Below are 16,926 nucleotides of genomic sequence, written 5' to 3'. Positions count from 1 at the left end.
TCGTTTGTTTTTATATTTCAAAGAATTTCATCTCGTCTTTTTCTTCTAAATCAGTTTGTCCTGAATCCTTATTGATAAAGAAAGCTATGTCTTTAATCGAATTAAATTCAAACAAATCCGAAATAACCATTTTATTGGGCCATAACAATTCAATCATTTTTTGTAATTTGATAAGCTGAAAAGAAGTACCACCCAACTCAAAAAAGTTATCATTAATCCCAATCTTATCAATTCCAAGAATGTCCTGCCAGATGGTCGCCAGTTTTTCTTCTGTTGCATTTCCAGGTGCCACGTATTCATTGCGAATAAGATCACCGCCTGCTATTTCAGGTAAGGCTTTACGATCGACTTTACCACTGGAAGTCATTGGTAAGGTTTCCAGCTGTACATAAAAACCAGGTATCATAAATTCGGGAAGTTTTCCCTGCAAATAAGTACGTACCGCAGATTTGTCTATTGTGGTTCCCCTTTCTAAAAGATAATAAGCCACCAACACTTTCTCTGCTTTTAATTCTTTAGGAGTTGCTACAACTTGCTGAATACCACCGTAAGACATGATCGCGTTTTCTACCTCGCCCAGCTCAATCCTGTTGCCTCTTATTTTAACCTGATTGTCTATTCTTCCCATATAATGGATAGAACCGTCCGATTTCCATTGTGCAATGTCACCGGTGCGGTACACCTGATAGCCTGCCCTGAACGGGTCGGCTATAAAACGGTCTTGTGTAAGTTCGGGAAGGTTCAGATACCCTCTGGCAACCTGTATGCCCGAAATTAATAACTCACCCGGTACTCCAAAGGGTTGCAGACCAAGGGAATTATTGACAATATAAATACTGGTGTTTGCGATAGGTTTGCCAATGCTCACTCCTTGCTCGATTACATCTACTCCTGCCAAATTGATCGCTGTTACATCAATAGCTGCTTCTGTAGGACCATAGAGATTGTGCAATTGCGCCTTTACAAATTTTTCTTTGCATTCCTGTGCCATAAGTGCTGGCAACTCTTCACCACTGCACACAATATATGATAAGCTATTGCATTTTTCGCTATCTGCATCCAACAGGAAAACCCCTAACATCGAAGGCACAAAATGTACTATGGATACCTGTTTCTTACTTATTATTTCCTGCAAATAGGCAACATCCTTATGCCCTTCGGGTTTGGCTACAACAAGAGTACTTCCGGTAAGGAAAGGAAGAATCAGCTCCCAAACGGAAACGTCAAAGGTATAAGGGGTTTTTTGAAGAAATACTTCCTTCTCTTCCACTTCCAGATATTCTTTCATCCACATCAGGCGATTGTACAGACCTGCGTGATGGTTCAGTACACCTTTTGGGTTTCCTGTTGAGCCGGAAGTGTAAATACAATATGCCAGATGATTAATTAAATCTCCTCGCTCAGGCGCTAATGTGCTGTAAGAATCCTGCTGTAACTTAAATTTCTCAAATTCAAATTCATCAATGCTAAGTTTTAGTTTGGCATCGCTTGTTATAAAGTCTACTCTTTCCTGAGGATAATGCACATCCATCGGAACATAAGCACCTCCCGATTTTAATATACCGAAAATAGAAATAATCATTCGCTCACTTCTCTCGAGTATGATTCCAACCAAATCATCGGCTTCAATAGCATAATTCGTAGTCAGATAACCGGCCAATTGACTGGATTGCTCGTCAAGCTCTTTGTAGGTTAACTGTATTTCTTCAAATACTATGGCTATGTTATTTGGGGTTCTGGCAACCTGTTCTTCAAATAAATTCAGTACCGTTTTACCAAAAGGATATTCGATCGTAGTGTTGTTCAGATCAAATAGTAGGTGATGCTTCTCTATTTCTGACAAAACAGATTCATTTTTTAAAACAGCATTACCCGAACTTACCAATGTAGATAAAAAGTTAGTATAGTATTCTTGAAGCTGCTCTATTGTTAAGCCGTATTTTAAGGCTCTTTGCTGATTCCATGATGCTTTTATGCCGTTTACAACCGGACGAATGTTTAGGTCCAGGAATGTATTTGTTGCTTCAAAATTGAGTTCTGCAAATCTAAATTCGGTTAATTTTTCATCATCATGTACACTAAGATCGTTATAAATATGAAAATCGATATAATTAAAATGAGTATCAAAAAAAGGATTCTCTCCTTTCTTGTTTAAAGAGAAACGTGTCTGCAATTCATTCAGGCTAATCCTTTCAAACTGTTTATGAAGGATTAATAATTCATCAATTTTTTCTACAAATGAAAGTGCAGTTCCATTTGCTTCCTTAATTCGAAAAGGAATGGTGTTTAGGAAACAACCCAATATTTTATCTGCATCTTCCTGCAAAGGTCTTCCGCTTGTCACAATACCTACAATTAGATCTCCATCATAGGTTAGCGTTTTTAAGGTATGTAAATAGGCTGCAAAGGATATTGTTTTTAAACTTAAACCATGAGTCTGGCTAAATTGCAGTAATGAATTGTAAAGCTCTCCCTCAATCGTAAAATCATGTCTCTTTGAAAAATTTTCTTCTGTGAAAATACCCAGCTTTTTATATTCGCTTAAATTTTCTTTCCAGAAATCATTGTACTTATCATTCTTTTTAATACAATTTTGCTCAAAAACATAATCTTTATAAGTTAGTGATAATTTCTCTGTTGCTACTTTTTTATTATTTAAAACAGACAGGTAAACATTATTTAGTTCTGTCATTAAGGTAGCCACGCTCCAACCATCTAATATGGCATGGTGAAATTGGAAAAGGAGGTTGTATTCTTTTTCGTCCGTTTTATAAATTTTCATCCTCCATAAACCCGGTTCAGATGTAACAAAAGAATTGTGAATTCTCTCATGAATCATAAATTCATTTATTTTAGTGTAAATTTCTTCCTGGTTATTTGCCGAAAGATCTTCATAGTCTAATTTGACTGCTATTTTTTCATAAACAAGATGCACAGGGGTACTATATCTTTCAATATTATACGCTGTTCTGAGAATTTCATGCTTTTCAGTTAAAAGTAAAATTGCTTTAGTAAATGATTCCTTGTCAAATTTTGCTGTTGGCAATGGAAAAATGAACTGATCGTGATAAACTCCTTTATTTCGGGTTGCGAGAGAACCAAACAGCATCCCTAATTCAATATCACTCATAGGATAAATAGAAACAATTTTTTCTTCCGAAAATAGTGCTATGCCATTAATTTCCTCAGAGTCTTCCTTATTTGTACCCTTCAGAAATTTTCTCTCTTCATAAAATTCATACGGATTAAATTCTTTTTCCAGATTTTCAAATTGCGCTTCAACTTCAGCCTTGATTGCCATTGGAATCTCACTCGTTGTTCGTTCCGTTTCTATAGATAATATTTTTTTTATAGACGGCAACGTGTAGATATCTGCCAGCTTATAATTTATGTTGAGTTCTTTATTAATTTTTGCCAAAATTCGTATTGCACGTATGGAGTCACCACCCAACTCAAAAAAGTTATCATTAATCCCAATCTTATCAATTCCAAGAATGTCCTGCCAGATGGTCGCCAGTTTTTCTTCTGTTGCATTTCCAGGTGCCACGTATTCATTGCGAATAAGATCACCGCCTGCTATTTCAGGTAAGGCTTTACGATCGACTTTACCACTGGAAGTCATTGGTAAGGTTTCCAGCTGTACATAAAAACCAGGTATCATAAATTCGGGAAGTTTTCCCTGCAAATAAGTACGTACCGCAGATTTGTCTATTGTGGTTCCCCTTTCTAAAAGATAATAAGCCACCAACACTTTCTCTGCTTTTAATTCTTTAGGAGTTGCTACAACTTGCTGAATACCACCGTAAGACATGATCGCGTTTTCTACCTCGCCCAGCTCAATCCTGTTGCCTCTTATTTTAACCTGATTGTCTATTCTTCCCATATAATGGATAGAACCGTCCGATTTCCATTGTGCAATGTCACCGGTGCGGTACACCTGATAGCCTGCCCTGAACGGGTCGGCTATAAAACGGTCTTGTGTAAGTTCGGGAAGGTTCAGATACCCTCTGGCAACCTGTATGCCCGAAATTAATAACTCACCCGGTACTCCAAAGGGTTGCAGACCAAGGGAATTATTGACAATATAAATACTGGTGTTTGCGATAGGTTTGCCAATGCTCACTCCTTGCTCGATTACATCTACTCCTGCCAAATTGATCGCTGTTACATCAATAGCTGCTTCTGTAGGACCATAGAGATTGTGCAATTGCGCCTTTACAAATTTTTCTTTGCATTCCTGTGCCATAAGTGCTGGCAACTCTTCACCACTGCACACAATATATGATAAGCTATTGCATTTTTCGCTATCTGCATCCAACAGGAAAACCCCTAACATCGAAGGCACAAAATGTACTATGGATACCTGTTTCTTACTTATTATTTCCTGCAAATAGGCAACATCCTTATGCCCTTCGGGTTTGGCTACAACAAGAGTACTTCCGGTAAGGAAAGGAAGAATCAGCTCCCAAACGGAAACGTCAAAGGTATAAGGGGTTTTTTGAAGAAATACTTCCTTCTCTTCCACTTCCAGATATTCTTTCATCCACATCAGGCGATTGTACAGACCTGCGTGATGGTTCAGTACACCTTTTGGGTTTCCTGTTGAGCCGGAAGTGTAAATACAATATGCCAGATGATTAATTAAATCTCCTCGCTCAGGCGCTAATGTGCTGTAAGAATCCTGCTGTAACTTAAATTTCTCAAATTCAAATTCATCAATGCTAAGTTTTAGTTTGGCATCGCTTGTTATAAAGTCTACTCTTTCCTGAGGATAATGCACATCCATCGGAACATAAGCACCTCCCGATTTTAATATACCGAAAATAGAAATAATCATTCGCTCACTTCTCTCGAGTATGATTCCAACCAAATCATCGGCTTCAATAGCATAATTCGTAGTCAGATAACCGGCCAATTGACTGGATTGCTCGTCAAGCTCTTTGTAGGTTAACTGTATTTCTTCAAATACTATGGCTATGTTATTTGGGGTTCTGGCAACCTGTTCTTCAAATAAATTCAGTACCGTTTTACCAAAAGGATATTCGATCGTAGTGTTGTTCAGATCAAATAGTAGGTGATGCTTCTCTTCCTTGGTTAAATAATCTACTTCCTGAATAAGCAACTCAGGTTGTTCTAATGTTTGCAGCATTAGATTTTCAAAATGACCAAACATTCTTTCGATGAGATAGCCGTCGTAGATATCTGTATTGTATTCAATTCTCAGATCTAATCCTTCTGTTTCAACGAAAATAAAACTAACATCAAATTGAGATGTTTTACTCTTAAACTCATAATTGCTTATTTCAAGGTCAATGAGATCTTCAGTATTAAGATTATTCAACTGTTGCTGGTTTTGCAACACTACCAGGACGTCAAATAAAACAGAGCGGCTGGTATCTCTTTTTAAATTTAATTTTCCTGCCAGCTCATCAAAAGGATAATTTTGATGGTCATATGCACTTAATAAAGTTTCTTTTTGCAGTGCAACTATATCCAGAAAATTACTTTTTTCTTTTAATTGGGTTCGTATAGCAAGCGTGTTTAGATATAATCCCATTTGATTCTCCAAATCGGGATGCTCTCTTCCTGCTATCGGGGTTCCTAATATAATATCGTTCTGACCAGTATATCTATGCAACAGTGCATTTATACCTGACATTAAAGTCATAAACAAAGTAACATCGTGCTCTTTTGAAAATAGCTTTAATTTTTCCAAAAAAGCATCCGAAAACTTATGGTTTATAGTATCACCATTGTAGGTTTGTACCAAAGGACGGGCGTTAAAGCCTGGCAAATTTAATACCGGTAATTCTCCCATAAACTGGTCTAACCAATATTCTTTTGATAGTTGCTGTTTCTCATTTTGTAATTCCGCATTCTGCCATACCGCATAATCTTTATATTGAATGCTTAATTCAGGGAAAGTAATTTCTTTTCCTTGTAGTAATGCATTATAGGTTTTTACAACTTCGGCTATTAACAGTTCTATTGACCAGCCATCGCCAATGATATGATGCAGGGATAGAAAAAAAACATATTCGTCTACTTTTAATTTGATTAAGGAAGCTCTTACCAGTGGTGCTTGTTCTAAATTAAAAGGCTGACTATTTTTATTCTGCAAATACTCAAAAACAACTTTCTCCTGATTTTCTGCCGAACTAAAATCTTGTTCCGTTATCTTAAAGTTTACTTGTTCTGCCGGAATTATAAATTGTTGAACTTCACCCTCATCAGTCGCTTTAAAACAGGTTCTTAAAATCTCATGGCGACAAACCAATAGGCTAAATGATTCTTCAAATTTCGGTATATCAACAGTTCCTCTTAATTTTATCGTTGCAGGCATATTATAGGCCAATGTACCTCCATCTAACTGACTCAGTATCCATAACCGTTTTTGTGCTGCCGTTAGTGGATATGAATGCGCTTCGGAAGTTTTAGGGATTGAAAAATAATCATTATCCTGCAATTGTTTGCTTAATGCACGTATGTTTGGGTTTGTGAAAAACGTTTTAAAAGAAACCGTTTTTCCCAATTGTTTTTGGATTCTGTTAATTACCTGAGCTATAATTAAACTATGTCCGCCTAACTCAAAAAAATCATCTGTAATTCCAATTTTCTCTATTCCCAACACTTCCTGCCATATGGCGACTAAACTTTTTTCGGTTTCATTTTCTGGTTTTACATAAGCTTTTCTTATTAGGTCATCACTGGTAATATCCGGCAGTGCTTTTCTGTCTATTTTCCCATTTGGAGTTAAAGCCAATTTATCTAATGCTATATAAAAACCCGGAACCAAATAGTCAGGCAGCACATTTTGCAGAAAAGTTCTCAATTTAGATTTATCGATTTGCGTCGTGGCTACCAGATAGGCTACCAATACTTTCTCGTGGTTGTTTTCTTTTAATTCGACAACTACTTGTTTTAAATCATCAGAATACTGTAAAATTGTGTTTTCTATTTCCCCCAATTCTATCCTGTATCCTCTTATTTTTACCTGATAGTCTTTTCGTCCCAAAAATTCAATATTTCCATCGGATAACCAGCAGCCTAAATCTCCGGTATCATACATCCGTTCGTCTGTCTTAAAAGGATTTGCGACGAACTTCTCCAAAGTAAGTTCCGGTTTGTTTAAATACCCTCTGCCGACACCGGCACCCGATATATATATCTTTCCTGCAACACCTATTGGTAAGGGCTGCAACGCTTCGTCTAATATGTAAATTTTAGTATTCGATATTGGTTTGCCAATTGGAATGACTATCTTATCAAAATCATTTTCGGACATCTTGTAAATCGACACACAAACCGCACATTCTGTAGGTCCATAAGCATTATAATAATCAATTCCAGATTTTACAACAGCAATTGCTTTAGTTGGATTAGCTGATTCTCCAGCTGTAATAACACATCGCAATCCCGAAATATCCTTTTCGGATAATAATCCTAAATAGCTGGGAGGAAAAGTGACTACTGTTGCTTTTGTTTCTTTTAAAAAGTGTATAAATTGATCTTTGTCTTTTATAACTTCTTCTGTCGGAATACATAATAATGCGCCGCTGTACAAACTCATCATAATCTCCGATATAGATGCATCAAAAGCTACTGAAGCAAACCATACAATCTTATCATCTTTACTAATCTCAAAAGATTTAATCTGATCCAGAGACATATTTATATTACTCGTATGCTCAATCTCTACTCCTTTTGGATATCCTGTAGAACCCGATGTATAAATTATATATGCTAAATCGTTTGGTGAAATAGCTGTATTGATATTCTCTCCATTGTAAGTATCAAAATTTACTGATTGTAAAGTTATTCTCTCGCAATTATTGATCTCTAACGCTGCAGAACTATCAGTAATTAATAATTTTAAACCACTGTCTTTTATCAAATAATCAATTCTTTCCTGAGGATAATTAGTATCGATTGGTAAATAAACTACGCCTAGCTTTAATATTGCCAATAAGGAAATGATTCCAATATCTGATTTAGGTAAAAACACACCAATAATATCTCCCTTGTTTATGGTGTGTTTAGAGGAAATATAATGGGCTAACTGGTTGACTTTTTTATTTAATACAGAATAGGTTAAATTCGAATCTTTGAATAAAACAGCAACATTATTCGGTGTTTTAGCAACTTGTTCTTCAAATAAATCAATTATTGTTTTTTCTTTCGGATAAGCCCCATCGGTAGCATTAAAATCTACTAATAATTGATGCTTTTCTGTATCAGACAGCAATTCATAATATGATAGGTTAGTTGTTATGTTATTTTCTAAATTAACTATAAACCGGCTAAACTCTTTAACCAGATACTCAACAATTGTTTTCTTTACAAAATCTTCTAAATAAGAAACGTTAATTTCAATATCTTCCTTCTCATTTATTTTTACATTAAACAAAATACCATTACAATCTAAATGAATTACCGAGTTAAACCTAATACTATAATTAGAAAAAATACTTAAATCTTTAAAATCGATGTTTTCTGATAAATCATCATTAATATATTCTGAATGTTTTAATGTCTCTAAAATTTCAAATTTTACTTCTTGAAGATATTCTTTAAAAGATAAATTTAAATTTACAGGAAGTGACAGCAGCAAAGAATTAGATTTCTCTTTATAATCTGAAACAACAAAGCCATCAAACTCATTAATGAGCCTCTTTAACAAAAAAGAATAAATAGCACTTAAAACTGTGGCCTGAGCTATTAGATTTCTATTTGTAAGCTTGTTAAAATAGTTTAGATTAGCTGCTTGAACAGTAATACACGATAGATTATTTTGTCGATCCTGCAAACCCAAAACCTGCATTCTATCAGCTATTTTTTTCTTCCAATATTTTCTAACTAAATAAAAATTATTAGCCACTACGCTCTTATCCATAATCTGTCAATTCGTATTTCTTGTTTACAATCAGTATTCTATTACTATTCTTTATTTTTTTAAGTACTATTATGATTATTGAAGCTTTTTTTCGATTCTCTAATTAAGCTCCAAGTCAAAATGATTGCTTTAAAATGTTATGTTCTAATTCTTAAACACAATAGATTTTTTGCTAAAATAGTAGTAATTTTTCTTATAAATTTACGGACTTTTGATATAAAAATTACGGACTTACAAATTCATAAATAACACGTAATACATTATAAATAAAGATATTAAATAATAAATTAAAGATCTTTTTACATTAAAAAAAAACAATACTACTTCTATAAAATTAGTATGTTTTAAATTTACTTTTGGTAAATCAGAGATTTATTTAATCCCTAAGTACTTTATGAAATTATTATAATAAATACTCTTGAAGATTTAGTATTTGGAGATGCTATTTATAACATCAAAAAAGGATAAGATTTTAGTTGTGGAAATAAAAAAAAACAATTTTCAGGTATCTACAACTATAGTGTCAAGATTAAAAGTTGCTATTATTTTTGTCCCCCTGGATATTTTTGATTTAATTTTAAATTTGCCTTGTAAGGAAAGAGTTCTGTTCTTCATATTAGTCAATCCAATTCCACTTTTAGATCTTTTAATGTTAAATCCATCTCCATCGTCAATAATGGTTAACTTCAATGAATTACCATCTTTTTTTTGAATTTTAATTTCACAATTAGTGGCATTTGAATATTTGTTAACATTTAAAATTGATTCCTGAATTATTCTGTACAAATTTATTTTATAGATATTTTCAATAGAAGTCCAATCTATAGAATCTTCAACAATGCACTTAAATTGTACAGAACTAATATCCTTTTGGTCATTGATTAAACTCATTAGCAAAGTATCAAAATCATTTCCTTCAAAAAATGAATTCTGATTTAATTCATGCGATATCATTCTTATTTCATTTTCGACATTTTGTAACTCTGTAATATAACCTTTTCGTTTTTCAATTATTTCTTCACTATTCTTAGAATTAAAAAAACCTAAATTCATTCTGATTCCGTAAATTCTATTCATTACTCCGTCATGTAATTCTCTGGCTATTTTAGCTTTTTCATTTTCTCTTGCAATATTTATTTGCTCTTTTTGTTCCATTAGCAATAAATAAATTTCTTCATTGGCTTTCTTCTGTTCAATTAAAAACTGCAGTTCTTTATTTTTATATTTTGAATATCTTAGAACAAGAATGATCAGGAATAAAAGTATTAGTATAAATGAAATAATTAAAATGTATAGATTTTTTTTTGTCAAAACCTTATTTTCATCTTCAATTCTTGAAGTTTCATATTCTATTCTGGCATATTTATCATGAGCATTTTTTTGCACTGCATTTATACTGTCACTTACTTTTATATAATAGTTAGTATAAAACAAACTATTTTTTTTATCTATTTCAGAAAGCAATTTCAACGAACTTAAGATCTCATTACTACTTTTAATTTTAATTGCAAGCTGGTTAGCTTCTTTCAAAACCTGAATTGATTTTGCGGTATCTTTCTGTGTTAAAAAAAAATCTCCAATATAGATTTTCTTATATAATATATAGGATTCAACCCCTATACTGTCAACAATTTTCAAAGATTCAAAAAACATTGATTCTACATTTTTATAATCTCCGCTTCTCATTTTTGAATAAGCCAGATTACTTAAAACGTTAGCATATAAAAGTCGTTTTTTTTTCAAATCTTTCGAAAGCAGCCCTTGTAATTTTTTTATTGACTTAGAATACTCTTCTTTTAAATCATATAGATTACAAATATTAACAATAGAACTTATATAGTAATCATTAAGAACGTCATTAGCTTTCATTTTTTTTAATTCCGCCAATGCTTGTTTATGATATTGTAATGCTTTATTATAATTACTTAACTTCTCTAAACAATTACCCATTAAGGTGTTACAAGAATAAACTAATTCATGGTTTGCAGATTTTTTTAAATACTGTAACGCCTTAGAAGCTTCAATTTCACACTCTACATAATTTCCATCATAAAATAAAACATGAGCTTTATTAAATAACATTCTGCCCACATTATCATGGTCATGAATTTTATTATATATTTTTTCGGCTTTTAAATAATAAAAGTAGGCACTATCCTTTTTATAGTATTCATAACAATCTCCAGCATAATATAGTGACTTTGCCATTCTGACACTATCGTTTGTCAATTGAGAAAGTTCTAGCACTTTTAGGCTGGAATTTAAAGATTTTTTTGAATTATTAAGATAGTAATATTCCGAAGCAATTTTTAAATACAAATTTCTGGTAACCGAATCATTTTTTCTTGATTTTAGTAAATCTATTATCGAATCCAGGTATCTTTCTTTTTTGCTTTCTACTAAAGTACCAAGATGAATTTTATCAAATAAAATAGGTTCACTTTTTTTACATGAAAAAAAAATGATTAACAAAAAGAAAAGCACTATTATTTTAGTAGATATTCTCAATACAAAAATTGCTTTAAGAGCATCAAATATAGCATAATTAAGAGAATCTAATTTTCAAAAATATAAGTTTTTTTTCACTAACGTCTTGGTGGTTTAGGATTAATTGGTTCCCCTTCTGCTTCAATAATTTCACTTGTTCTGATGGAGGCTGAATCAATTACTTTTTTGTTTAAATCACCTTTTAATTCTTCTTTAGAAATTAGTTTTAAATTGTTATTTTCAACTTTAGGATTTTCATAATCATCATTTGAACATGAAAAAACCAACAGTGAAATAAAAATTAGACCTGTTATATATAATTTACTTCTCATAAAAACAATTAATTTAAATTAATAATATTTTCAGAATAAAAGAACATATAAACTTCAATTAAATTGTACGGTAAATCCGTAATATTTAATTAGATTTGTATAAAATAGTATAAAAAAATGAACATGCTCCTTAATATTTTGGTAGTTGATGACCATCCTATGACTGTTGACAGTTATATAAATCTATTATCTGATAAAGAGTTCAAAAAAAAAATGCCTAATTTTATAACGAGTTATAACTGTGAGGATGCTTATAATAAAATAATTTTAGAATTAAATCAAGGCAGAGAGATTGACTTTGCTTTATTGGATATTAACCTTCCGCCAAGCAAAAAAATGAATATCAATAATGGTATTGACTTAGCAGAAGTTATTCGACAAAAATTTAAAAATTGTAAAATTGTTCTTCTTACAATGCATAGCGAACCCTTAACTGTCGATAAAATAATTAAAGGAGTAAAACCTGAAGGATTTATTTCTAAGAATGATATTAACTTCGAATTGTTTCCTGTCATTTGTAAGAAAATCATAGAAGGAGAAATATTCCAAAGCAAGACTATAATAGAATCTCAAAGAAATTTGTTCAAAAAAAATATAAATTGGGATAATCATGATAATCAGATTTTAATCTTAATTTCACAAGGAGTTAAAACAGTAAATCTACCAGAATATATCCCTCTTTCTATGAGTGCAATAGAAAAAAGAAAAGCAAGTATCAAAGATCAGCTTTTACAAGGAAAAGGAAGCGATAAAGATTTAATTGAAAAAGCTAAAAAATTAGGATTATTATAAACTCAGACAACTATATAATTTAATGCACCAGTCTAAAATCATGTCCTAAAACCAGTTTAAGACCAACAATACTAATTATCCCATACCAATTAATTTTTTAAGTTTATTAAAATTGTCAGTTAAACTAAAGTATATAAATTCCCAATTTTATTACTTTACAACTCATAAAACCTTAAACCTGTATTGACGCTGTCGTGTCAAAATCCACATTCGTCAACCGTTTCGAGGTACCTTACTTTTTTCTTTTGTTCCATTGTCAATCAAATCTGACCTGGATAAACCCAGATGAGCGGCAATGCTCATAATGCCCCAATTTTCGGCTACGCTGCGACGATGAAACTCAAGTGAAAAAATCAAATTGGCTAGCTTTGATTGCCCATATACCGCCATGATTTTATATGACTGTTCTGACTGTAAATCATCAAAGTTTATTACTTCATGATTAGTGGCTAGGGCACAGACATTAACTACACGAGAGTTATGTCCTTTTCGCAAAAGCGGTATAAGATGAGCAGTCAAAGCAAAATGCCCAAGGTAATTTGTGCCAAACTGTAATTCAAAGCCATCCTTTGTTACTTGCCGCTCTTTGTTCATAATAACTCCTGCATTATTAATAAGAACGTCTATCTTTTGATATTTATTGAACATTCGTTTTGCGGGTGCTTCAATGGATGCAAAGTCAGTAAGATCAAGCTGTTCAAAATGAACGTTTGCCGAAGTGACAATTGACTCGATTTTTTTAAGTGCAGTCTGCCCCTCACTTTTGTTTCAAAAAGAAATTAGAAAAACCAAAATCATAAAATAAAAAGCAGAGGGAGTTCAAATTTGAAATCGCTCTGCTTCCTTTTTTTTTACATACTGCGGCACCCACAGCACATTCTATTTCATAGTCGTGAAGTATCGTGTCTATTTTGCGAGAATCATACAATGCTGCCAATGAAATTTATTGAGTCCAGAATGGGACATACTACTTTTGTTCAATGGCAAGATCTATAATATTTGAGCACTATTTTAGATATATATTAAAAATAATACATTTAAGTACAATATTGAATACATTTGCACCCGCTTTAATTTTTCCTTAATTGATACTTTTACACCGCAGTATAAATAGTTCAAGAGTAGTTTTACAACTGTTTTTATAGATTGGGTTAATTTTCATCCATTTTTTATTAATAAATTGATAATTATAAATTATTATAAGATATTTATTTTCAATTTATTAAAATTAAAAAAGTTAATTTTAGATAAATGTATGAATGCCATTTCATTTTAAAAACAATCTTGTAAGTCACAAAATAAATTTAAAAATCGACAAAATAATTATATGCAAATGATCGTAAAAGAAAATTGGTCACAAATACCAATGAAGATATACGAATTATATATGACCAATAAAAAAACACCACTTATGAAAGGAAATAAAATATGTTTAGGCTTAATCACTGGATTGGTATTCGCATCTTGCGCTACTAAACATTACAAAAAGACGGATAATGGCATAATTGTAAACATAAGCCATCCTAAAGAGGGCCAATTGAGCAAATTACGCTTACAGGTTTTAGGAAATGATTTGATTCATGTGTCCGCAACACCAGAAAATGAATTTCCAAAAGATTCCAGTTTAATTATTGTGCCTAATATTGGAACTGTTCCGTTTAACGTTAGCGAAGCAAATGATTCTATCAAATTAGTTACCGAAACTTTAAATGTAATGATTTCTCCAAAAGATGGTGGCATTAAGTTTAAAGATAAAAACGGAAAACTTATTTTGTCCGAAAGAGCTGGTGGTGGTAAAACATTCAGTCCTATGGAAGTTGAAGGGACTAAAGGGTATTCAGTTCGTCAAATTTTTGAATCGCCCAAAGACGAAGCTTTTTATGGTTTAGGACAGCATCAGTCAGACGAGTTCAATTACAAAGACAAAAGCGAAGAATTATTTCAATATAACACTAAAGTTTCAGTACCTTTTATTGTTTCCAATAAAAACTATGGTCTTTTATGGGATAGTTATTCATTAAGCCGTTTTGGAGACAGTCGACCTTTTGAACAATTAAATGCTGTTTTTAAATTATTCGATAAAAATGGTGAACCTAATAATTTAACTGGTACTTATGTTACACCAGATAATGGAAATACAAAACTAGTACGTAAAGAAGCATCTATTTTCTTTGAAGATATTAAAAGTTTTAAAAACTTACCCGAAAATTTTCCTTTAAAAAATGCTAACGTTACTTATGAAGGCGATATTGAAGCACCGCAAAATGGCGAATATAAATTTACCTTATATTATTCAGGCTATGTTAAAGTGTATTTGAATAATCAATTAGTAGTTCCTGAACGTTGGAGAACAGCCTGGAATCCTAACAGTTATAAGTTTTCAATGAATTTAGAAGCCGGAAAACGAGTTCCTTTACGAATAGAATGGAAACCAAATGGAGGTACATCTTACTGCGGATTAAGAGTAAGAACCCCTCAACTAATTGAAGAAAAAAGCAATCAGGTATGGTGGAGCGAAATGAATAAAAAAATAGATTATTATTTTGTTCATGGCAATTCTATGGATGAAATAGTTAAAGGATACCGTACTTTGACCGGAAAAGCTCAGATTATGCCAAAATGGGCAATGGGTTATTGGCAAAGTCGTGAACGATATAAAACCGAGGACGAGATTTTAAGCAATTTAAAAGAATTCAGAGAGCGTAAGATTCCTATAGACAATATTGTACTAGATTGGAATTACTGGGAAGAAGATTCCTGGGGAAGTCATCAATTTGACCCAAAACGTTTCCCTAACCCAAAAGCGATGGTAGATTCTATCCATGCGATGAATGGTAAAATGATGATTTCGGTATGGCCTAAATTTTATAAAACTACCGAACATTTCAAAGAATTTGACCGAAAAGGATGGATGTACCAACAAGCTATAAAAGATAGTGTTCGTGACTGGGTTGGTCCAGGTTATGTGGGTTCTTTTTATGACGCTTATTCAGGCGGTGCGAGAAAACTATTTTGGAAACAAATTTATGAAAATTTATATCCGATGGGAGTTGATGCATGGTGGATGGATGCCAGTGAACCAAATGTACTGGACTGTACAGATATGGACTATCGCAAAGCATTGCAGGGTCCAACAGCTTTAGGATCATCCACAGAATATTTCAATACCTATGCCTTAATGAATGCTGAAGCCATTTATGACGGACAACGCAGTGTAGAACCAAACAAACGGGTTTTTTTATTAACCAGATCAGGTTTTGCAGGATTACAACGTTATTCAACAGCAACATGGAGTGGTGATATTGCAACACGCTGGGAAGATTTGAAAGCACAAATTTCGGCAGGTTTAAACTTTGCTATTAGTGGTATTCCTTATTGGACTATGGATATTGGTGGATTTTGTGTAGAAGATCGTTATGTCGATGCTCAAATGGAATTCGACAAAAATGGAAAAGAAAATGCCGATAATAAAGAATGGAGAGAATTAAATACACGTTGGCATCAGTTTGGTGTTTTTGCACCATTATACAGATCGCACGGACAATTTCCTTTTCGTGAACCATGGAATATAGCTCCTAAAGGGCATCCGGCTTACGAGTCCATTTTGTTTTATGATAATTTGCGTTATAGATTAATGCCCTATATCTACACCATGACAGGGATGACCCATTTTGACGATTATACTATTATGCGTCCTTTAATTATGGATTTTTCTAATGATAAAAATGTTGTAAACAGTAATGATCAATTTATGTTTGGTCAAAATTTCATGGTTTGCCCCGTTTATAAGTATGGCGCTCGTAAAAGAGATGTTTACTTTCCTGCAGGAACTAATTGGTATGATTTTAATACTGGAAATTATATTAAAGGGGGGCAAACTTTATCAATAGATGCGCCTTATGGTCGTATTCCTTTATTTATTCCCGAAGGAGCTATTATTCCTGTTGGGCCAGAAATACAATATACTGATGAAAAACCAGCAGATACTATTGTTCTTTATGTCTATAAAGGAAAAAACGGAAGCTTTAATTTATATGAGGACGAAGGATCAAATTATAATTATGAAAAAGGATTCCATTCCAGCATTCCATTCAGTTATAATGAAGCAAATGGTGTTTTGACTATTGGAGAGCGTAAAGGAGAATTCAAAGGAATGTTGAAAAACAGAAAGTTTGTTATTGTTCCTGTAAGTAAAGAAAACCGTAAAGTTTTTGTATATGATGCTCAGGGGCAAGTTGTCAATTATGATGGGCACCTGCAAACCATTACATTAAAATAAACCACAAAACCATAAAGCAAAATAATCAAAATGAAAAATAAATTAAACCAGGAAGAATCTTTTTTCATAAAATATAAGCATTCACGATTAAAAATTAATCATCCTGAAGTAATTAATTTTTCAGAATGGTTTCAGTAAAAAAA

Annotated in this window: 5 protein-coding genes and 1 pseudogene; 2 read left to right on the top strand and 4 right to left on the bottom strand. The window is 32.6% G+C overall.

What is annotated here, in order from left to right; all coding sequences use genetic code 11:
* Positions 1 to 10 precede the first annotated feature (10 nt).
* The 3 genes from J2W48_RS08935 to J2W48_RS08925 all read right to left on the bottom strand — a co-directional run bounded on the left by J2W48_RS08935 (position 11) and on the right by J2W48_RS08925 (position 11,712).
* Positions 11 to 8,893, bottom strand: a complete 8,883-nt coding sequence (locus J2W48_RS08935) for a non-ribosomal peptide synthetase (protein WP_310280445.1) — start codon at positions 8,891 to 8,893, stop codon at positions 11 to 13.
* A gap of 501 nt (positions 8,894 to 9,394) precedes the next feature.
* Positions 9,395 to 11,212 (bottom strand): ATP-binding protein, encoded by a 1,818-nt coding sequence (locus J2W48_RS08930; protein WP_310280443.1) that lies wholly within the window; start codon positions 11,210 to 11,212, stop codon positions 9,395 to 9,397.
* Between the two features lie 266 nt (positions 11,213 to 11,478).
* Positions 11,479 to 11,712: a hypothetical protein gene (locus J2W48_RS08925; protein ID WP_310280441.1), complete on the bottom strand. Its 234-nt coding sequence runs from the start codon at positions 11,710 to 11,712 to the stop codon at positions 11,479 to 11,481.
* A gap of 117 nt (positions 11,713 to 11,829) precedes the next feature.
* Here J2W48_RS08925 and J2W48_RS08920 point away from each other — a divergent pair, with 117 nt between their 5' ends.
* On the top strand, positions 11,830 to 12,504 hold the full coding sequence (locus J2W48_RS08920; RefSeq protein ID WP_310280440.1) for a response regulator: 675 nt from the start codon (positions 11,830 to 11,832) through the stop codon (positions 12,502 to 12,504).
* Positions 12,505 to 12,717: 213 nt separating this feature from the next.
* On the opposite strand, the pseudogene J2W48_RS08915 reads toward J2W48_RS08920, so the two are convergent.
* Positions 12,718 to 13,257: pseudogene (locus J2W48_RS08915) on the bottom strand (SDR family NAD(P)-dependent oxidoreductase); the annotation flags it as partial.
* Positions 13,258 to 13,831: 574 nt separating this feature from the next.
* Here J2W48_RS08915 and J2W48_RS08910 point away from each other — a divergent pair.
* The gene (locus tag J2W48_RS08910; RefSeq protein WP_310280438.1) at positions 13,832 to 16,783 is read left to right on the top strand and encodes a TIM-barrel domain-containing protein; all 2,952 of its coding nucleotides are present in this window, start codon (positions 13,832 to 13,834) and stop codon (positions 16,781 to 16,783) included.
* Positions 16,784 to 16,926: the final 143 nt, after the last annotated feature.

The sequence above is a fragment of the Flavobacterium piscis genome (assembly GCF_031457575.1).
In the GTDB taxonomy this organism is placed as follows: Bacteria; Bacteroidota; Bacteroidia; order Flavobacteriales; family Flavobacteriaceae; genus Flavobacterium; species Flavobacterium piscis_A.
Note: the sequence above shows the minus strand (reverse complement) of the source record. Positions and strands in the feature narration are given on the sequence as shown.